The organism is Paenibacillus sp. FSL H7-0350 (assembly GCF_038593195.1).
Lineage (GTDB): Bacteria > Bacillota > Bacilli > Paenibacillales > Paenibacillaceae > Paenibacillus_AQ.
Genome location: NZ_CP151972.1, coordinates 6,079,383 through 6,100,133, shown reverse-complemented (window position 1 = coordinate 6,100,133; position 20,751 = coordinate 6,079,383). Strand labels below are relative to the sequence as shown.

Genomic DNA, 20,751 nt, shown 5'->3' with positions numbered 1-20,751 from the left:
TTTATTTATTGTTACCTTGCGGGCCGAACCAGGAACTGACCGATGTGGACATATGCCCGTTGATTTCAGTAATGCCATAGGCCAAATTCTCAAATACGCCAAGCTGCAGCAGGAGAAACGTCAGACCAACTGCCACACCGTAATGCATCCAGGAGGTTCCCCGGGTCGTGCGCCGTCTGGTCATGGTGGATTTCACGATTCGTTCTCTGCGCCCGTTCTCCAGCTGGCCGATCCTTGCCATAACATCCCCGGTCAAATCAGGGAAGTCATGCGGCAACACGGGCTCCTGCCCGTTAAGATCAAGCCCGGCTTCCATATCGCTCCACATCGCCGCAAGCCCGCGCGCCTCCTCCAGCCATTCCGCGCAGCCGGGGCAGGTCAGGGTATGCAGATAGATGGCCTGCTGGGCCTCTGGTGACAACTGTCCATCTATATAATGCGGCATCCACTCTTTTACTGTTGAACAATTCATCGCCATTCCTCCCCGCTTTTGCGCATCATCTGTCTGGCCCGATAGAGCTGCGATTCAACCGTTTTAACTGAAATCCCTTTTTGTTCAGCAATCTCCTGATACGAGTGTCGCTGAAAATAGTACAGCTGCACAACCGACCGGTACGGTTCCGCCAGACTATTCAGGTTCTCACCCAGCTCACGGGAGGCCTCCTTGCGAAGCACTGCCTGTTCAGGTGTCTGTGAAGTCACCCAGTCATTCTCTGTGTAATCTGCCGTACTCCGGTGCCGCCATTCCCGGTCATTGGCCCGTTTCCAGTCCAGACAGGTGCGGTAAGCAATCCGGTACAGCCAGGTGGAGAAGGAAGACTGTCCTCTGAAGGTGGGAAGAGCTTTATAGGCTTTGATGAAGACTTCCTGAGCCATATCCTTGGCAGACTCGGCTTCTCCTGTAATTTTGATACACACACTATATACCATGCCTTGATAACGGGTCACCAGATTCCCGAAGGTCTGATGCTCACCGCTTAGCACAGCACTGATCCACTCCGTCTCTTCCAAGTCTTTCTTCCCTCCTTCAGCTACATAACGTTAGACGCCTGGCTTTAAGGTTCCACTGCATGGTTTTTTAATTTATTTTAGAATAACAGTATTTCTATTCAAAAATCAGCCTCAAGCGCAAGCTTAGAGGGAGGATAACCCGCATCCTTGTCGAATTATCCTTAAACAGCCTATGACAAGACAACATTCCTTAATGAAGTGGTGGGATAGATATGATTCAGGCCTTGCTGGTAGATGATGAACGGCTTGCTCTTATGAAGCTGAAAAAGATGCTGGAAGAACTGACAACTATAAATGTAATCGCTGCTTATACTGATCCCTCCGAGGCGGTCAATGCAGCTCCGCTGCTACGCCCTGATGTGATTTTTCTCGACATTGATATGCCTGAGATGAATGGCGTCCAGGCTGCGGAGGCCATGCAAAGGCTGTGCCCGCAGGCAAGCATCGTATTTGTGACTGCCCATAACAGCTACGCCATCGAAGCGTTCGAGCTTTATGCGCTTGACTATGTTCTTAAGCCTGTACAGCGGGGCCGTCTGCTGAAGACCATTGAGCGGCTGGAGGAGCGTGTCAGCCAGGCACAGGATGATTCCCGCAAGCCTGCGCAGACGGTCATGATCCGCAGCTTCCAGTCACTAAGATTCGAACGCAGCGGCCAGCCGCTGCCCAATATCCGCTGGCGCACCACCAAGGCACAGGAATTATTCGCTTATTTATTTCATAACCGCAACCGGTTCGTAAGCAAAGATACCTTAACCGATCTGCTGTGGCCCGATTTCAATCTCAAGAAGGCCTCCACTCATCTTTATACAACGATTTATCAGGTTCGGCAATCCCTGAAGCAGGCAGAGATCGATCTGCAGATCAGCAATGCCAGCGGGGGAGAAGGCTACACCCTGGAGACCGGCAGCCTGCTGATAGATAACTACGAATGGGAGAAGGGCATTCTGACTCAAGATGCCATCAATAAGGACAACTATGAGGAGCATCAGCGGTTGTTCGATTTCTATTCGGGCGACTATCTGAACGATTACGATTACCTCTGGGCTGAAGGGGAACGGCAGCGTCTACGGACCATCTGGCTGCATCACGCAATGAATATCGCCGAATTCTATGTCGACAGCGGCCGGATACCGGAAGCAGTTACCGTGTACCAGAGGGTGGTGCAACTCCAGCCTTATTTTGAACAGGGGCATCTCGGGCTGATGAAGGTCTACGACAGCATCGGGGAGCGTTCAGCGGTAGAGGAGCAATATCATATTCTGACGGATTTACTGAAGCGGGAGCTCGGCGTGAAGCCGCCCGCGAGTATTAAGCGCTGGTATGACGAATGGAAGCATCTTAACCTCAGAAGTATGTGATTCTCCATAATAGAAACGGCAATGCCGACCTTTCAGGGGACGGTATTATTTCAGCGACTTTATATTTGTTACAGCAAAGACACCCGCAACCTGCTGCGGGTGTCTTTGTCTATACTGCCATATTAGCTGTTAATGCTTGATAAGGTGTTCTCTCCTACATTTTCTTGCGGGCATTGAATCTTCTGGACAGTATAACTCCCAGAATAATCAAGCCGCCGCCAGTCAGATACAGCGGGAGAGGACTTTCTTCTCCGGTCTGTGGAAGCTTGCCGGGAAGTCCGCTGTTGTTGCCTTTGTCAGTTGGCTCAGTAACCGTGCCCTTAGGCACTTCATCGACGCCAACTTCAATTGTAATCTCTTCCTCATTGCCGTCTTCATCTGTAACGACAATCGTGAATTTATCCTTGCCGGTGTAGCCTGGATCTGGAGTATACGTCCATTTGCCATCCGGTGTAATAGTTACTGTACCATGCGCCGGCTCATCACTGATGCTAGGGATTCCCCCCAGCGGAATCTCACCATCGATAGGCACTTCCTCAATCGTAGTCACCTGTGTAGCTTGCGGCGTTGGAGTGCTAACCGTTCCAGGCTGGGCCGGTGTGGCTGCTGGCGTAACTGCCGGTGTAATTACAGGTGTTGCTGTAACCCCAGGAGTACTTGAAGCATCCGGAGTCACGGTTGGTGCCGGTGTTACCGACGGTGTCGGTGTTGATGTAACAACTACTCCAGGAACACTTGATGTTTCAGGTGTAGGTGTGTAGTATACCGGCGGTGATGTTGGTACCGTTGTCGGTTCTGTTGTTGGCGCCGTAGTCGGTGCTGTCGTTGGCGCCGTTGTCGGTTCTGCCGTTGGCGCCGTAGTCGGTGCTGTTGTTGGCGCCGTAGTCGGTGCTGTTGTTGGCGCCGTAGTCGGTGCTGTCGTTGGCGCCGTAGTCGGTGCTGTCGTTGGCGCCGTAGTCGGTGCTGTTGTTGGCGCCGTTGTTGGCGCCGTTGTCGGTGCTGTTGTTGGCGCCGTAGTTGGTGTTGCTGTTGGCGCCGGTGTTGGTGTTGCTGTTGGCGCCGGTGTTGCTGTCGGCACCGGTGTTGGCGTTGCTATCTTCTGGTTTTTCACAGTCACAGTCGTTTCCAGTGTAGAATTAAAAGTTACTGGATAACGAGTAGGATTAAGGCTATAACCGGCTGGTGCAGTAATTTCCTGCAATGTATATGTCCCCGGCCATAGATTATTAAAGTTTATTTCCCCTTTAGAATCGGTAGTGAGTGTGTTAAAGGCAGCTTCAGTTCCTCCAGCTTTGCGATAAAGTGTAAACGTAGCACCACTTAACTTAAGTGAAGATTGGGCAGAATCCTCTTTAACAACCTTCAGGTTTTTTCTACTGCCTGTTCCTACGCCGTCTGCATCTGACAGTGCAACTGGAACATCCTTGCTGGTTTGCTTGGTGAACGTTGTAGAATTTTCTCCGCTTATTTTCACACTATTGGAAACTGTATCCCCATCGTTGGCCACAATCAGTGACTCATACTCCAAAATATAAGGTTTCTCTATAGGAGCCTTGAAACTGAGTACAAACTGTTGTTTACCAAGATCAGGGTCAGTAGTGATGACCAGATCATAATCCGTTCCCTTAGTTAGCGGCGTAGCCACCTTATTAACAGTACCTCCTGAATTAACTGTAGTACCATACAGTTTGAACGAGTCTGGAAGAAGGATTTGATTGTTACTTGGATCATCTACTATTTTAGCTGACTCAATGTATGACTGATTGTGGTTAATATTCACAGTCCATTTAATGTTCAAATTATTCTGTGTTCCCGACTTTGTAACATATTCGCCGGCTTTGGGAATCGTCACTGAAGCCTTGAGGTCTTTGGACTCCGGTTTTGTACCACTATACAGGTTAGCAGTGTTGTTCAACGTTGATGTATTAGTCAATTGGCCTTTAAGACTTGTTTTAAAAGTAATAACATAACCCGTTGTAATTGTTTTTGTGAAATCTATTTGCAGCAGTTTACTCACTTCATTATAGCTAACATTATAATCTGTACCCGGAGCAAGCTTAATTGATCCTTTGGAGTAACCACCATCTCCATTGACATTCATAGTGTGAATTTCTACAGAAGAAGGCACGAATTTTTGATTATCCAGAAGTACGTCTGTTACTTTAGCATTTGCTAGTGTATGCCGGTTAAAATTCACACCAACTGTCCAAGTGATCTCCTTTTCTTTTGCATTGTAGCTTCCACTCTTATAACCGTTGGCTTTCTCTGCAGAAACAAGATCAAAGTTTGCAGTTACAGTTTTTGTTTTAAGTTCCGTGGAGTTAGGATTATTCCATTCCACCGTCGCTTGATTTACGAAATCAGCATCCTTTGTAAGCCAATCATAATTCAGCCTTTTATTATCAAAATAAGTATCATAACTTATCGTATAAGGTCCACTAATTGGTGAACTAAATACAACATTAAAACCTGTAGTATTGACTAGATTCTCAATAGTATAACCTGTGGTAATCGTTGATGTACCTTGTTTAACAACAATAGTTTCGGGAATAATCTCCAGACCTTTATTGGTGAAAATATCCTTAACCACTACATTCTCCATCGGATAACTGTCACCATTAATAGCCACTGTCCAAGTAACCTTTTTACTGTTGTAGTTTACACTTGCAGACTTATTAATAATCACTTGATCAATAGTTCTTACTCCAGGTACAGTTGTAGATCCGGATGTAACCGAGTTGTTAATAGTCTCAGGTCCCTCAACTCGCTTGATCGCCTTTGTCTGATACTGAATTTGGTACGCACTGTTGATGTTTTCATTGAATTTCAGTTCAAATCCGTTCTTCTCAGGCTGGGTTGCAGGATTAACCGTATAATTACTAACCTCAGTGCTTCCAACAGTTCCAGCCGCATCTGTCAGGAAGTTTACCGGAAATACCTTTACGGAACCCTTTACCAATTCCTGTGAGTCATCAAAATAATCCTTTAACACGGCATCATCTTTAAGAACCGATGACTCGTTATAGTTATAATTGATCTCCCAGTAGGTTACCTGGGTTGCAGAATGATAATCAGATGATTTTTTGCTCAGATAAGCTCCTCTAGTAACATTGACTGTTGCCGATGCAGGGACAGCCTGTAAGTTTGTTCCACTGAAAGAAGCATTATTTGTAAAGTTTGTTTTGGTTGCATCAGTAATATCGGTAGTGAACTGAATCCGATAAGCGCCAATAATTGGCGATTCATTAAATGCGACATTCAGATTACCCGAAGGAGTTGTAACCGAATACCTGGAGTTTGAAATTTCTGACCCTTGTGTAACTGACCCGTTAAGTTTAACATTCAGATCATATACTTTAACATCCAGTGGATTAGTCAAAGTAAGACCTGCAGGAATAGTATCAAGGAGATTAGCTCCATAGACGCTATCCAATACTTTATTAACGTCGACACTCCAAACAATTTGTTTCGCATTTAGATTACCTGAGTTAGTTCCTTTAGGAACACCGCTTTTGGAGATTGTCAAGTCTACCTTAGGCTTGAAAGTAATTGTAACTGTCTGATTTCCGCCGTCAATAGGGAAGACAATCGTCTGTACTGTTGTTTCGGTGAATTTGCTCATATCAAAAGAGGTTTTAATTGTAAAGGAACCATGCACTCCGAAAAACTTATCTACATCATTGCCCAACGTCATTACAACCTTATTCGGGCTGCCTTTAATTACATCAAAGTATCCCAAATTCATTCCATCCGCCACAAGTGCCACATTTTTAATATCTGAAGCGAGCACAAATTTGTCAGGCAAATCAAAGGAGTAAGTATCTCCCCCTTTAAAATTATGGTTATCGGGAAGCTCCCAGTTATAAGTCAGCTTGACCTCAGCCCCCTGCTTGTAGACAACATCCGTTACAGGAACACCATTATCGTAGACTGACATAGTCACACTCGTAATTAGTGGATCTGTTATCTCCGTCCCATCCGCCTTAACCTTCGTCATGAACCCGAAACCGCTGGCAAACTGTGTAATCAGCATTACAACAACCAGCCAGGCGCCTATCGTCTTTTTCTTCATATAATTATAACCTCTCTCTTTAGCAAAATGATTGTTCCAGCGTCGCCATTACCCGTTCCCGCCTGCTTCTTCCCGATCGTCCCCCTGTCGCTAGTATGTATGTGGGCCTTCAATTTCGCTTGTACTGTACTTTCGTAACTTTACTTCCCGCCTCTGAACAATTTCTGAACAGATTATGAGATAAATCATAGATAACTTAAAAATAAAATATTTTTTATGACAAAAAGAGCGTTTCAAACGCAGGATATGAGGAATCCACACTGGGTTATGAACTTTTTTTCATCTTTCCGACTCATCTTGTTCATTCTTTTCATTCAAAAACTTGTTTCAAATCCTCTTCAGCTGGATTCAAAACCAAAATTCTCAGCGCAAAAAAATTTCTACAGATTTTTGAACAAAAAAAGAAGCCTCCCCGGACCAATCGTACTGGTCCGGGGAAGCTTCTTTTAAATAATTGAATTAGAGATTGGCATGCTCACGCTTGGTGTAGGTCTTGCGCTTCTCAATCAGCTTGTTCAGTGCATCCAGGTAGGCTCTGGCACTCGCTTCAAGAATATCGGTGCTAAGTCCGCGGCCCTGCGCAGCAACCTCGCCTTGCGAGAGCACCACATGTACCTCACCCTGAGCATCTTTACCTCTGCTGACGGCTTTAATCGAGTAATCGCCAAGTGTGACTTCTTCCCCTGTAGCCTGGTCAATGGCATTGTAGATTGCGTCTACCGAGCCGTTGCCTTCGGCAACCGCCACAATCGGCTGCGGGTCCTGGCCGTGAATGATTACCTTAGCGGTTGGAGTAGCCTCATTGCCATACGTAACATAGATCGTCTGCAAGCTGAAGGTCTCCGGCGTATCGATCAGCTTCTCTTCCAGAAGCGCAAGGATATCCTCGTCCGAGACTTCTTTTTTCTTATCGGCGAGATCCTTGAACTTGGCAAAAGCGGCATTGACCTCTTCCTCAGAGATGTCATAGCCCAGATCACTCAGCTTATCGCGGAAAGCGTGACGGCCCGAATGCTTGCCGAGCACCAGCTTGCTTTCTTTGAGACCGATCGTTTCCGGTGTCATAATCTCGTAAGTCGTCTTCTCCTTCAGCATGCCATCCTGATGAATCCCGGATTCATGGGCGAAGGCATTGGCGCCGACAATCGCCTTGTTGCCCGGCACTACCATCCCTGTCAGCTTGCTGACGAGACGGCTGGTACGGGAGATTTCAGACAGGACCAGAGAGGTCTTAGCACCGAAATACTCACTGCGGGTCTCAAGCGCCAGAGCGACCTCTTCAATCGCTGTATTGCCGGCACGTTCCCCGATCCCGTTAATCGTACCCTCAATCTGGTCTGCACCATTCTGAATGGCAGCGAGGGTATTGGCAGTAGCCATCCCCAGATCATTATGACAATGGGCGCTAAGCTGTACCCGCTCGATATCAGGCACCGTATCCTTCAGGAATTTGAAGATGTCTCCGTATTCCGCAGGATTCAGGTAACCGACCGTATCTGGAATATTCACCACATTCGCACCCTCGCGGATCGCCATCGCCACCATTTCGGCCATGAAATCACGTTCGGTACGGCCGGCGTCCTCCAGGGAGAATTCCAGCTTGGGAAAATACTTCTTGGCATAGCGGATCGCCGATTGTGCCGTTTCCAGCACCTGTGACTTCTCCATGCGCAGCTTATGCTGACGGTGTATCGGCGAGGTTGCCAGGAAAATATGAATACAAGGGTCCTGTGCCCCCTGCAGCGCTTCCTTGACCGCATCAATATCGCTCTCTCTGGAACGGGACAGACCGATTACAGTGACATTCTTAACCGCTCTGGCCACTGCGTTCACCGCAGCCAGATCTCCCGGCGAAGCGGCAGGGAAGCCTGCCTCCATCCGGTCAATTCCCAGCTTTTCCAGCTGATAAGCGATTTCTACCTTCTCACGCGTATTGAGGTTCACACCCGGCGACTGCTCCCCGTCACGCAGCGTCGTGTCGAACACATAAATTTTCCGCATGCTGAGCACCTCCTGAAGATTGTCCATAAACCCTCAAATGCGGCCCGCAAAATTACGGCCGCATCTGAGGGTTACCTATGGTTCATTGCAATTGTAAGTATACGACCTATTTCTTAATCCAGTGCATCATTTCACGCAGCTGGCTGCCGACTACTTCTACCGGATGAGCAGCTTCGTTGCGGCGGGTAGCGGTCAGGAAGGCACGACCGGATTGGTTCTCAAGGATAAAGTCGCGGGCGAATTTACCTTGCTGAATATCAGACAGTACTTCTTTCATAGCTTTCTTAGTCTCAGCAGTAATGATGCGTGGTCCAGTTACATAGTCACCGTATTCCGCAGTGTTACTGATGGAATCGCGCATGCTGGACAATCCGCCTTCATATACCATGTCAACGATCAGCTTCAGCTCATGCAAGCACTCGAAGTAAGCCATCTCAGGAGCATATCCGGCTTCAGTCAATGTCTCGAAGCCAGCCTTGATCAGTTCGGACACACCGCCGCAGAGGACAGCCTGTTCACCGAACAGATCCGTTTCAGTCTCTTCACGGAAGGAGGTTTCGATAACTCCCGCACGAGTACAGCCGATGCCTTTGGCATACGCCAGACCGATAGCCTTGGCATTGCCGGTTGCATCCTGTTCAATAGCGATCAGGCCGGGAACGCCGAAGCCTTCAACATAAGTACGGCGTACCATGTGTCCCGGGGATTTAGGAGCTACCAGCAGCACATCGGCATCCTTAGGAGCTACGATTTGTCCGAAATGTACATTGAAGCCGTGGGAGAACATCAGAGCCGCACCATTCTTAAGGTTCGGTTCGATATCGTTCTTATATACAGATGCCTGTGTTTCGTCCGGCATAAGGATTTGTACCACATCTGCACGGGATACCGCTTCTGCTACAGACAATACTTCAAAGCCGTCATTCTTGGCAGTATCAAATGATTTACCTTCACGCAGACCGATAACCACCTGAAGACCACTGTCACGCAGGTTCTGTGCCTGGGCATGTCCTTGGCTACCGTACCCGATTACCGCAATTGTCTTTCCTTTCAATACGCTAAGCTCTGCATCCTGTTCATAGTACGTTGTAACTGCCATTGTCAAAATCCTCCTTTAATTTGGGACCCATCGTAAAGAGCGGGTGCTTCAAAAACACGTTGCATATTAGTCTTACTATATAATGACGCGTTCCTCAAGCCCCCGCTCTTTCGCGGGCAAGTCTAAGCTAATCTTAATAAATTAATGCACGCAAGCAGTAATTCGTTAAAGCTGTAAAATGTGACGATTAGGCATTCCCGCGAATCATCGCCGTTACTCCAGTCCGGGACAGCTCCTTTATACCATAAGGCTTCAGCAGCTCGATCATTGCATCAATCTTGGTGGTATCTCCAACTACCTGTACTAGCAGGCTGGTTGAGCCAATATCTACTACAGAAGCACGGAAGGTTTCGACTACGCCCATAATCTCCGGCCGTTCTGACGGCTCTGCCTTCACCTTAATCAGTGCCAGCTCCCGGGCTACCATTGGTTTTGCGCCCAGATCAACTACCTTGATTACATCGATCAGCTTGTACAACTGCTTCTCAATCTGCTCCAGGGTATGCTGGTCGCCCAGTGTTACAATTACCATCCGGGACAATCCGACCTCTTCGGATTGTCCAACCGTAATACTCTCAATATTGAAGCCGCGGCGGCCGAATAATCCGGATACCCGCTGCAACACACCAGGCTGGTCATTTACGAGCACAGCAATCGTATGTCTCATCACTGTTATTCATCCCCCATCAGCATTTGATCAATGGTAGAGCCTTGAGTTACCATCGGGTAGACATTCTCATCCTTTGGAACAACGAATTCTACCAGGACGGGTCCAGGTGTTTCCATGGCTTCTTTCCAGGCCGCGCTGGCTTCTTCCTTGTTGGTTGCCCGCAGTCCCTTCACGCCGTAAGCTTCAGCCAGCTTTACAAAATCCGGGCTTCCCGCGAGATCAGTATAGCTGTAACGCTTCTCATAGATCAGGTTCTGCCACTGGCGGACCATTCCGAGCACCTGATTGTTGATGACAACAATTTTGACCGGAATCTTATTGATCGCACAGATGGCAAGCTCCTGGGAACACATCTGCATTCCGCCGTCACCATTAATGGAGACTACGAGCCGCTGCGGATGGGCCATTTGCGCCCCAATCGCCGACGGGAAACCGAAGCCCATAGTTCCAAGGCCCCCCGAAGTAATCCATGAACGCGGATGGTTGAACTTGTAATATTGGGCAGCCCACATCTGATGCTGGCCTACATCTGTAGTCACAATCGCTTCACCATTAGTGGTGTCATTAATCATCTGGATAACCCATTGCGGCTTCAGCTCTGTCTCCGAATCCTTGTAGCGATACGGCTGGTCCAGCTTCCACTGGGCAATCTGTGTTCTCCAGGCATCGGCCTTCGAGGCGCGCTTCACATCCGGGATCAGCATTTCCAGAACAGTCTTCACATCGCCGACAATGGGGATATCAGTTGCAACATTCTTGCCGATCTCGGCAGGATCAATATCAATATGCACGATCTTCGCTTTGGGAGCGAAGCCGTCCAGCTTGCCGGTTACGCGGTCATCGAACCGGGCACCGATGTTAATCAGCAGATCGCATTGCTGAATGGCATTATTGGCTGTGTACGTGCCGTGCATCCCCGGCATTCCCATCCATAACTCTTCGCCGCTCGGGTAACACCCCAAGCCCAGCAATGTAGTTGTAATTGGAATCTCCGTGCGTTTCACGAATTCATACATAGACTCATGCGCTCCAGAGTAGATGACTCCGCCGCCTGCAATAATAATCGGACGCTCCGCTGCATCGATAGCCTTCACCAGCTTATCCAGCTGCAGCTTATTGGGAACCGTGCGCGGATTGTAGCCGCGAAGGTTAACCCCCTGCTGTTCTGCCGGAGTGAACAATGTCATCGCCGCCGATACATCCTTTGGAATATCGATCAGTACCGGACCTTTACGTCCTGTATTGGCAATATGGAAGGCTTCATGAATAATCCGCGGCAGGTCCTCAACATCCCGTACCAGATAGCTGTGCTTCGTAATCGGCATCGTAATCCCGGTAATATCCGCTTCCTGGAAAGCATCTGTACCGATCAGGCTGGAAAATACGTTACCGGTGATCACTACCAGCGGCACGGAGTCCATAAACGCTGTAGCTATTCCAGTCACCAGATTGGTTGCTCCCGGACCTGAAGTGGCAATACATACGCCAACCTTACCGCTTGCTCTGGCATACCCGTCAGCCGCATGGATCGCTCCCTGCTCATGGCGGGTCAGAATATGGTTGAAATCATCGAATCCATAAAGCGCATCATAGATATAGAGTACAGCCCCGCCGGGGTATCCGAATACAGTATCTACACCTTCCAGTACAAGACTGCGCAGGAGGACTTCGGAACCCGAAACCACCTCTGGATTTTTCCATTTCTCACGTAACTGTTCTATCGACCGCACTTCTTCCGGTAATTGCGCGCTCATCAGTATTCCTCCCTTCGATCATTCACATGCATTATTTAGAGTGACAGGACGCCCTTATCAACAACCTTTAATATTAGCGAACAGGCCGTATTTTCTCCCTATTCAACAAAAAAACCTTTCGCCTCCCACGCGCAGAAGAAGCGCGTGAGGGACGAAAGGTTTAGCTTCCGTGGTACCACCCATGTTTGCATTACATCTCGCGATGAAATGCCTTATCAGGATACAAAAATCCATCGATGTAGGCAGGGCCCAAATCTTCGTAACCTGAAGTCCCTAACGCGGACCAAACGATTCCCCCTAATAATTCCACCGCTCTTGCTGATGGACCTTTCAGGAAAACAGCTCCGAGGTGAGCTCGTATATAAGGGATTCTGGTGGAGGTTGCAGCAATTCCTCTCACTCTCTGAACAAAAGAGCCCTTAAAACTTCGTCCTCATCATCGCCGATACATGTATGCTCGTTAAATGTTTAGACACATTATATGATTCCTCACACGGTTAGTCAATACCCCTTCGCAGGTTATACATTAAATTCTTCATAAAATCCTGTTCTATTCTTGCCGGAACGCCCACACCGCCCGGGGCATATGATGTACAACAATGCGTGGAAAGGGGGCAGTATTTATGATTCGTTACCGCAGACCCAGGCAGGATGACACGATTATTTATGACTTGATTGAAAAGCAGCTTGTCCCGTTATCTCATCTTCCGCAGACGATCATTAATCAGGTCAGGAAGGATCTGCCGCGCCGCCTGGGACAGGGAGTCACACTTGTTGCTTGTCCCGACTACGACAGCGATCCGCTGGGGTTCGTGCATTTTCTGCTGCATGGCGATCTGTTATACATTGATATGCTCGCTATTGCCCCGGGAGCAAGGCGTAAGCGCTACGGTAATATGCTTATGGATAGAGCGGAGCGGTTTGCACTATCCCGTGCATGCCATAGAGCGAAGGTCTCTGTAGATACCGGAAATACCGCCGGTTTGGCTTTTTATGAAAAACTGGGCTACAGCGTAGCCCGTTATCAACCGCAAAATTACTGTTATGAGCTTGAAAAGCAGTTCCGCTGATGGAGCAGGCAAGCTCTATGGCTTAAAAAAATCCAATCGGCGGAATGCCATAACCAGGACCTGGACCGTAGCCGCCATATGGACCAGGAACAGGGCCAGGGCCAGGTCCATGGCCATAACCGTAACCGCCCCCATACGGGTTACCACCGTAGCCTCCGCCATAACCCCCGCCGTAAGCGTAAGGGGCCGTACCGATGGCCAGCAAATCAAACAACACGAGCGGAATCAGTGCCTTGGTTTGTACTTTTTTACCACTGATGCGCTGCAGGATTAACCGGTTGCCTGAGATGCGGACCAGTTTGCCCGTCACTCTGGACCCGTCTTTTTTTACCGCCACGATATGTTTACCTATCAGTTTGATCACCTGTTGTTTCGTTACCGGGTGTGCCATAATATCCCTCCTATATTTGTTTCTTAACAGTCTATTCGCCTCACCCGGTAATTGCCTGTACATCCGCCCGCCTCCGGACTGGAAGTATCCGCAGCAGCAGCCTGCATATTTGCAAAAAGAGCGCATTCCCGGAATCCGGAAATGCGCTCTGTCTGTAATGCACTAGAAATGGTATTGCTGATCACCCTAGCGTTTGCTCGGGTCGTAAGGCTCACCAAGCGCCTTAGGTGCCGAGGAGCGGCCTACTGCACTCACCAGAACAATAATGGTTAGCACATAAGGAATCATGAAGATGAACTCCTGCGGAATGCTCTTGGACCATTCAAACAATTGTACATAGTTGCGGATCGCCTGAGAGAAGCCGAAGAATACAGCTGCCCCGAATGCACCAAGCGGGTTCCACTTTCCGAAGATCATCGCCGCAATGGCAATGAAGCCTTGGCCCGAGATCGTATTGTGGGCAAACGTACCGGTAGTGGTCAACGTAATGGTAGCTCCGCCGATACCCGCCAGAAGTCCGCTCAGCATGACACCGATATATCTCATCTTGTTAACGTTGACCCCCAGGGTGTCAGCCGCACTCGGATGTTCTCCGACTGCGCGCAGACGAAGCCCAAACGGAGTTTTGAACAGGATGAAATAAATGACAATGACTAAGATAATCGCCAGATAAGTGGTTGGATAGGAGTTAAATATCCCCTCTCCGATGACCGGAATCTTGGAGAGGCCAGGAATAGCCACTTTGCTGAAGCCGTCGATCAGTGGAGTTTCGCCTGATCCTTCGAAGAACAGCTTAACCATGTAGAGCGTGCTGCCTGCAGCCAGGAAGTTAATAACCGTACCACTTATCGTCTGATCCGCCTTGAAGGTAATCGCAGCCACAGCATGGATCAGTGAACCGATTATGCCTACAGCCATGGCACAAAGCACACCAACCCAAGGAGCCCATTCGCCCATACCTGCATCTTGAGCATAATAACCGCCTACGGCAGCTGCAAAGGCACCAAACATCATTAAGCCTTCAAGTCCGATGTTCACGACACCGGATCGTTCAGAGAAGATGCCACCGAGGGAGGCAAATATTAGCGCTGTGGAAAAAACAAGCGTCGTATTGAGCAGTTGGCCTAAGACTACGAAGTCCATCTATAACACCTTCTCTTTCTTGCGCTTGAAGTAAAACGGTTTGAGCACCCAGCGTACAATGCCTTGCGCAGCAATGAAGAATATAATCGAACCGATTACAATACGGATCAGCTCCGGCGGCACATCCGCACCAAAGCTCATCCCTGCCGAGCCGTACGTCAGCGTGCCGTATAGAATGGCAGCAAGAATGACACCCAGCGGATGGGTCAGTCCGAGCAAGGCAACAGCGATACCGTCGAATCCATAACCAGGTGAAGCTGCGAATACCGATTGATAATGGAATACGCCCAGCACTTCACCGGCGCCTGCGAGGCCTGCGAACACGCCGCTGATGAACATGGCCTTCACCACATTGCGTCCGACATTCATTCCCGCATATTCGGCAGCATGCGGATTTAAGCCTACTGCACGCATTTCGTAACCCTGCTTGGTCTTCCACAGATAGACATAGAAGAAGGTGGCTGCCGCCAGGGCAATCACAGTTCCCCAGTGCAAGCGGGCATTATCAAAGGTGGAGAAGAGGAAGGTCATGGAGAGAGAAGCCGGATTATCCTCCGACCGGTTCTGCCCTTGGAGAAGCAGGAAGGTCCGGACAATATAATTCGACAGGAAGAGCGCAATCCAGTTCAACATGATCGTTGTAATAACTTCATTAATTCCGCGCTTGGCCTTCAGATATCCGGCAATACCGGCCCATAGCCCGCCGCATACAGCAGCCGCTATGACCGCAAGCGGGACTAACAGGAAGCTCGGTAATACCCCGCCAAGCTTAATGCCGACAACAGATGCAGCCGTCATCCCGATCATGACCTGTCCGTCCGCACCGATGTTAAACATCCCTGAACGGAAGGCAAAGGCTACGGCCAGACCCGTAAGCATCAGCGGAGTCATCTCGCGGATCGCCTCACCGAAATCGTACGGGCTGCCGAACACACGCTTGAACAGCGCAGAGTAGGCTGCGATAGGATCGTAACCGCCAAACAGCATGACAATAGCACCCACCAGGAAGCCCATTAGAATCGCTACAAGCGGAACGATATAGACGTCTGTTGCGAATATTTTCCGGAGTCTAGACATCCGCATGACCTCCCCGCTTCAAACTGCCCGCCATCATCAGACCCAGTTCCTGGTCATTCGTATCCTGCGGGAATACTTCTCCGACAATCTGGCCTTCATAAATAACTGCAATCCGGTCAGACACATTCATGATTTCATCCAATTCAAAAGAAATAAGCAACACAGCCTTGCCTTGGTCCCGCTGGGCAATAAGCTGCTTTTGTACAAATTCAATCGCCCCGACATCCAGACCGCGTGTTGGCTGTGCGGCAATCAGAAGAGTCGGATTCTTGTCTATTTCCCGCGCAATAATCGCTTTTTGTTGATTACCGCCGGATAAGGAGCGGGCTTTGTTCTCTATGGACGGTGTACGCACATCGAACTGCCTTACCAGGTCTTCAGCATGCTTGTTAATCACATCTGTGTTCAAGAATCCGTTCTGGTTATATGGACTCTTATAATACGTCTCCAGAACCATGTTCTCACTCACAGTGAAGTCGAGCACCAGACCATGCTTGTGACGGTCCTCCGGAATATGGGAGACATTCATTTCAGATACCTTACGCGGTGACAGATTAGCAATCTCCTTGCCGGAGACCTGGATCGAACCCGAGTCAATCTTGCGCAGCCCGGTAATGGCCTGAATCAGCTCACTCTGGCCGTTACCGTCCACTCCGGCGATTCCGAGTATCTCCCCTGCCTTCACTTCGAAGCTCAGGCCATTCAGCACAGGCACGCCATCCTTGCTCTTGCTGCTCACATTAGACAGCTTCAGGATGCTCTCGCCAATGTGAGGTGTCTGCTTGTCCACTTTGAACGTAACCCCGCGTCCGACCATCTTCTCAGCCAGCTCATTAGGATTGGTCTCGGAGGTCTTCACAGTATCAATTACCTTGCCGCGCCGGATAATGGTGACACGGTCGGAGATCTGCATAATTTCCTTCAGCTTATGCGTGATCAGGATAATGGATTTACCTTCAGCAACGAGCCGCTTCATAATCGCCATCAGTTCCGTAATTTCCTGCGGCGTAAGTACAGCGGTAGGCTCGTCGAATATAAGTATATCCGCTCCGCGGTACAGGGTTTTCATAATTTCTACCCGTTGCTGCATGCCTACCGAAATGTCATGAATTTTGGCATTTGGATTGACTTGGAGCCCGTACTGCTCAGATAGCTTACGAACCTGCTCCGCAGCGGATTTATAGTCAATTTTAAGACCTTTCTTCGGTTCCATACCCAAAACAATGTTCTCGGTGACCGTAAAAGGATCAACAAGCTTGAAATGCTGGTGAACCATACCAATGCCAAGCTCAATAGCTTTATTGGGGTTATCAATAATAACCGGTTTCCCGTCGATTTCGATGCTGCCTTCATCGGGCTGGTACAGTCCGAATACGATATTCATTAAGGTTGATTTGCCTGCCCCGTTCTCACCAAGCAGCGCATGGATCTCCCCTTTTTCCAGCGTCAGACTAATAGAGTCGTTCGCAACGATACCGGGAAAGCGTTTTGTGATTTGCTTCAACTCTACGACAGGAGCCGCAGCACTCATGGAATCACCCTCATCACAGAATAGATATAATATTGCCTTCAAGACACGGCTGTACCGCCCCACACAAGGACGGTACAGTTGTGATTGTCTATAACAGATGCTGACAGAGAACAAGGCCAGTACTTGAACCGGCCCTGCTTCGTCGTTATGTTAAATCGGGTAAAGCTGAAGCAATGAATTACTCGGCAGGAACAACGATTGTTCCATCAATGATTTGCTTGCTGTATTCGTCAACCTTAGCCAGAATATCTGCGCTAACGTTAGCTTTGGATGTTTCAGGAAGGCCTACACCGTTGTCTTTCAGACTAAGAACAGTTGTAGTACCGCCTTTGAAAGTACCATCAACAACCTGCTGGGAAACCTTCTTAACCGCTTCGTCAACACGTTTGATCATGGAAGTCAGCGTTACATCATCACCGAATTCCAGGGATTGGTCTTTGTCAACGCCGATAACCCATACTTTGGAACCGCCGGCTTTGTTGCGGGACTTCGCTTCGTTAAATACGCCGTTGCCTGTTGCGCCTGCAGCAGGGAAGATGATGTCATTGCCATCATTATACAGGGTAGCTGCCAAGGATTTACCAGTATCAGGCTTGTCATACGCACCTGCATAAGTGATTTTCACAGTTGCATTAGGGTTAACCGCTTCTACGCCGGCTTTGAAGCCCACTTCGAAACGTTTGATAACCGGGCTTTCCATACCGCCGATGAAGCCTACTTTGTTGGTTTTGGTTGTCAGACCTGCAACTACACCTACCAGGAAGGAGCCTTCGTTCTCGGCAAAGGTTACAGATTCAACGTTAGGGGCATCTACTACACTGTCGATGATCGCAAGGTTAGCATTCGGGTTCTCTTTGGCAACCTTCAGCACTGCATCGCCAAGGTCGAAGCCGATTCCCCAAGTCAGGTCATAGCCGCCTTTAACGAACTGGTTAAGGTTAGGCTCATAATCTGCATTGGATTTACTCTGCAGGTATTTGATCTCAGCGCCAAATTCCTTCTCCATAGCCTGCAGTGCTTCCCAAGAAGACTGGTTAAAGGACTTATCGTTAACTCCGCCTACGTCAGTTACAAGGCCCAGCTTGACAGCCTTAGGAGCCTCGGTTGGTGCCGGTGCTTCTGTTGCAGCTGCGTCTGTTGGTGCATTAGTTGCTGTTCCAGCATTGGAGCCGGAGTTAGCGCTGTTATTGTTACCGCATCCTGCCAGAATGACAGTGAAGGCCATAACCATAACCAAAGATAGTTGGTAAAACTTCTTCATCGAAAGTGATCCCCCTTAGTAAATTGGATGTCTTCTGTGTTCTGCTTTGGACATACCATTAGTACAAATTATACCTGCAAAAAAAGCTAAAATCCAGTCTATTAATGACCTCAGGTCAATAATAATTTGCATTTTTCAACAAGAAATCGCTTACCTTGACACGATATGTCACTTTTATGTCTGTTATGTGTTAGAAAACCTAAAAATGTAGCTTATGGCTCCAAGTGCATTAACATTATTATTGCACAGGGAAGGCTTTTCTATTATCATGTATGATTACATCTTGTACGCAAAGGGAGTTACTGAAAATGGAACAAGAACACACACCACAAGCTGCACCCGACTTCAAATACTGTCACGAATCCCGCGTATTCAAAACCGGCCGTGTCTTCCCCAATGATGTGAACAATCACAAGACACTGTTCGGCGGCAAGCTGATGAGCACCATTGATGAAGTGGCCTCCATCTCGGCTATGCGCCACTGCCGGGTCAACGTGGTAACAGCCTCCGCTGACTCTGTAGACTTCCTCCTGCCGATCCGGCCGACGGACTCCGTCTGCTTCGAATCCTTTGTCTCCTGGACGGGCCGCACCAGCATCGAGGTATTCGTCAAGATTATCTCTGAGAATCTCTATACAGGCGAACGCGCCGTTGCCGCTACTTCCTTCTTGACCTTCGTAGCCATGAATGAAGACGGCACTACAGCCCCTGTTCCGGCCATCGTGGCCCAGACCGACGAAGAGAAGTTGATCTGCCAGTCTGCGGACGAGCGGTCCGCCTTGCGCAAGCTGAGACGCTCCAGCAGCAAGAAGCTCGCTTCGCTGCTCAGCACTACGAAATACTGGGAATAGCTGTCCATCCTGCGGTTCCCACCGCGCAAAAAAGCACCGTCACACGGGAGAACCCGCAGGCGGTGCTTTTCGATTTATATCGTCTTACGCGTTGATCTTCTCTTTGGCAACTACAGCCAGGGAGTTGAAGGCGTTCAGATCGTTCACTGCCAGATCAGCCAGCATCTTACGGTTCACTTCTACACCAGCCAATTTCAGGCCGTATACAAGCTTGCTGTAAGACAGACCGTTCAAACGGGCTGCAGCATTAATACGAACGATCCACAGTCTGCGGAAGTTACGTTTAGTCTGACGACGGTCACGGTATGCGTAAACCATCGATTTCATTACTTGCTCTTTAGCTGTTTTGAAAATGCGGTGCTTGGAACCGAAGTAACCCTTTGCCAGCTTCAATACTTTTTTATGTCTACGACGAACTACAAATCCGCCTTTAACTCTTGCCATATTAATAAACCTCCCAAAAATGTGTGATTAACTATTTCAAGTTAGCGAGTCCTTGTTTCAAACGTCTTACATCCCCTGGGGCCATTACCGGATTGCCGTTCAATACGCGTTTTGCACGTTTCGATTTGTGGGACAGCAAGTGGTTCTTGTGAGCTTTGTAACGCAATACTTTACCAGTTCCAGTGATCTTGAAGCGGCCTTTCAGGCTGCTATGTGTTTTCATTTTAGGCATGGTGTTTCCTCCTTGAATATTATGCGGCGCCAGATTGCTATGCAAGTGACTCCAGGATTATTGGGGCTTCGGAGCCAGAATCATAATCATGCTGCGGCCTTCCAGCTTAGGCTGGCGCTCTACAACAGCAATTTCTTCTACTTCGCTCTTCACGCGCTCCAGGATCTTCTGGCCGATACTAGCGTGGGTAATCTCACGGCCGCGGAAACGGACGGAGCACTTCACTTTATCGCCTTCACCCAGGAACTTGATTACATTGCGGAACTTGGTCTGATAATCATGTTCCTCAATGTTTGCACGGAACCAGACTTCCTTGAGATCCACGATCTTCTGGTTCTTACGGGCTTCTTTCTCTTTCTTCTGCGTTTCATAACGGAACTTGCCGTAATCCATGATGCGGCATACCGGCGGCTTCGCCTGCGGTGCTACGTTGACTAAATCCAGATTAAGATCGATCGCCATTTGTAACGCCTCGCGGATCGGCTTGATCCCGATTTGTTCACCCTCTGCTCCGACCAGCCGAACCTCTTTGGCACGAATTTCATCATTGATCATATGTTCCTTACTGATAATCCTCCACCTCCGAATAATTTTCAGATAATATATTACGGTTCTCCATAAAAAAGGGATGCCGGTAATTCCCCGACACCCCGTTTGATCAACGTTCATGAATTGTAACCATTCATAAAGCATTGAGATCAAAACCAGCAGGCTGTTAGCCAGTCAGGTGAGAAGCCGGTGCTTCTGCTTGCAATCCCTATGTTTTGCACACTTGAATACTAT

General features: G+C 48.7%; 18 protein-coding genes. 3 read left to right on the top strand and 15 right to left on the bottom strand.

Annotation, left to right across the window (positions count from 1 at the left end):
• Window position 1 precedes the first annotated feature (1 nt).
• Both NYE24_RS27565 and NYE24_RS27560 read right to left on the bottom strand, forming a co-directional pair.
• Complete coding sequence (locus NYE24_RS27565) at window positions 2-472, bottom strand: zf-HC2 domain-containing protein (protein WP_036696137.1); 471 nt, start codon at window positions 470-472, stop codon at window positions 2-4.
• Window positions 469-1,011 carry an RNA polymerase sigma factor gene (locus NYE24_RS27560; RefSeq protein ID WP_036696135.1) on the bottom strand — a complete coding sequence of 181 codons (543 nt, stop codon included), beginning with the start codon at window positions 1,009-1,011 and terminating at the stop codon, window positions 469-471. Before NYE24_RS27560 ends, NYE24_RS27565 begins: the two co-directional genes overlap by 4 nt.
• 212 nt (window positions 1,012-1,223) lie before the next feature.
• On the opposite strand from NYE24_RS27560, the gene NYE24_RS27555 reads away from it, so the two are divergent.
• Entirely contained in the window at window positions 1,224-2,372 is a 1,149-nt protein-coding gene (locus NYE24_RS27555) for a response regulator (RefSeq protein ID WP_051493657.1), read from the top strand.
• A 154-nt stretch (window positions 2,373-2,526) separates the two neighbouring features.
• On the opposite strand, the gene NYE24_RS27550 is transcribed toward NYE24_RS27555, so the two are convergent.
• From NYE24_RS27550 to ilvB, 5 genes are all read right to left on the bottom strand, one after another.
• The gene (locus NYE24_RS27550; RefSeq protein WP_342477139.1) at window positions 2,527-6,444 is read right to left on the bottom strand and encodes a collagen binding domain-containing protein; all 3,918 of its coding nucleotides are present in this window, start codon (window positions 6,442-6,444) and stop codon (window positions 2,527-2,529) included.
• Window positions 6,445-6,903: 459 nt separating this feature from the next.
• A complete protein-coding gene (locus tag NYE24_RS27545) occupies window positions 6,904-8,445 on the bottom strand; it encodes a 2-isopropylmalate synthase (RefSeq protein ID WP_036696128.1) in 1,542 nt (513 codons plus the stop codon).
• A gap of 106 nt (window positions 8,446-8,551) precedes the next feature.
• Window positions 8,552-9,544 carry a ketol-acid reductoisomerase gene (gene ilvC, locus NYE24_RS27540; RefSeq protein ID WP_036696125.1) on the bottom strand — a complete coding sequence of 331 codons (993 nt, stop codon included), beginning with the start codon at window positions 9,542-9,544 and terminating at the stop codon, window positions 8,552-8,554.
• Window positions 9,545-9,731: 187 nt separating this feature from the next.
• Entirely contained in the window at window positions 9,732-10,211 is a 480-nt protein-coding gene (gene ilvN / locus NYE24_RS27535) for an acetolactate synthase small subunit (protein ID WP_036696181.1), read from the bottom strand.
• 5 nt (window positions 10,212-10,216) lie between these two features.
• A complete protein-coding gene (gene ilvB / locus NYE24_RS27530) occupies window positions 10,217-11,968 on the bottom strand; it encodes a biosynthetic-type acetolactate synthase large subunit (RefSeq protein WP_036696122.1) in 1,752 nt (583 codons plus the stop codon).
• A 623-nt stretch (window positions 11,969-12,591) separates the two neighbouring features.
• Here ilvB and NYE24_RS27525 point away from each other — a divergent pair.
• Window positions 12,592-13,038 (top strand): GNAT family N-acetyltransferase, encoded by a 447-nt coding sequence (locus NYE24_RS27525; protein ID WP_036696120.1) that lies wholly within the window; start codon window positions 12,592-12,594, stop codon window positions 13,036-13,038.
• A 22-nt stretch (window positions 13,039-13,060) separates the two neighbouring features.
• Here the strand turns inward: NYE24_RS27525 and NYE24_RS27520 are convergent, their stop codons facing one another.
• From NYE24_RS27520 to NYE24_RS27500, 5 genes are all read right to left on the bottom strand, one after another.
• Window positions 13,061-13,429, bottom strand: coding sequence for a hypothetical protein (locus tag NYE24_RS27520; RefSeq protein WP_036696179.1), 369 nt, complete (start codon window positions 13,427-13,429; stop codon window positions 13,061-13,063).
• A gap of 186 nt (window positions 13,430-13,615) precedes the next feature.
• A complete protein-coding gene (locus tag NYE24_RS27515; protein WP_036696117.1) occupies window positions 13,616-14,572 on the bottom strand; it encodes an ABC transporter permease in 957 nt (318 codons plus the stop codon).
• A complete protein-coding gene (locus NYE24_RS27510; RefSeq protein ID WP_036696116.1) occupies window positions 14,573-15,649 on the bottom strand; it encodes an ABC transporter permease in 1,077 nt (358 codons plus the stop codon).
• The gene (locus NYE24_RS27505) at window positions 15,642-17,180 is read right to left on the bottom strand and encodes an ABC transporter ATP-binding protein (RefSeq protein WP_036696113.1); all 1,539 of its coding nucleotides are present in this window, start codon (window positions 17,178-17,180) and stop codon (window positions 15,642-15,644) included. Before NYE24_RS27505 ends, NYE24_RS27510 begins: the two co-directional genes overlap by 8 nt.
• A 178-nt stretch (window positions 17,181-17,358) precedes the next feature.
• The gene (locus NYE24_RS27500; RefSeq protein WP_076160586.1) at window positions 17,359-18,441 is read right to left on the bottom strand and encodes a BMP family ABC transporter substrate-binding protein; all 1,083 of its coding nucleotides are present in this window, start codon (window positions 18,439-18,441) and stop codon (window positions 17,359-17,361) included.
• Between the two features lie 308 nt (window positions 18,442-18,749).
• On the opposite strand from NYE24_RS27500, the gene NYE24_RS27495 reads away from it, so the two are divergent.
• Entirely contained in the window at window positions 18,750-19,292 is a 543-nt protein-coding gene (locus tag NYE24_RS27495; protein ID WP_036696107.1) for an acyl-CoA thioesterase, read from the top strand.
• Between the two features lie 84 nt (window positions 19,293-19,376).
• Here the strand turns inward: NYE24_RS27495 and rplT are convergent, their stop codons facing one another.
• From rplT to infC, 3 genes are read right to left on the bottom strand one after another with little or no spacing between them, the layout of a single operon-like run.
• Complete coding sequence (gene rplT / locus NYE24_RS27490; RefSeq protein WP_036649386.1) at window positions 19,377-19,736, bottom strand: 50S ribosomal protein L20; 360 nt, start codon at window positions 19,734-19,736, stop codon at window positions 19,377-19,379.
• A 31-nt stretch (window positions 19,737-19,767) separates the two neighbouring features.
• Complete coding sequence (gene rpmI, locus NYE24_RS27485; RefSeq protein ID WP_036696104.1) at window positions 19,768-19,968, bottom strand: 50S ribosomal protein L35; 201 nt, start codon at window positions 19,966-19,968, stop codon at window positions 19,768-19,770.
• 57 nt (window positions 19,969-20,025) lie between these two features.
• Window positions 20,026-20,523 carry a translation initiation factor IF-3 gene (infC, locus tag NYE24_RS27480; protein ID WP_036696103.1) on the bottom strand — a complete coding sequence of 166 codons (498 nt, stop codon included), beginning with the start codon at window positions 20,521-20,523 and terminating at the stop codon, window positions 20,026-20,028.
• Window positions 20,524-20,751: the final 228 nt, after the last annotated feature.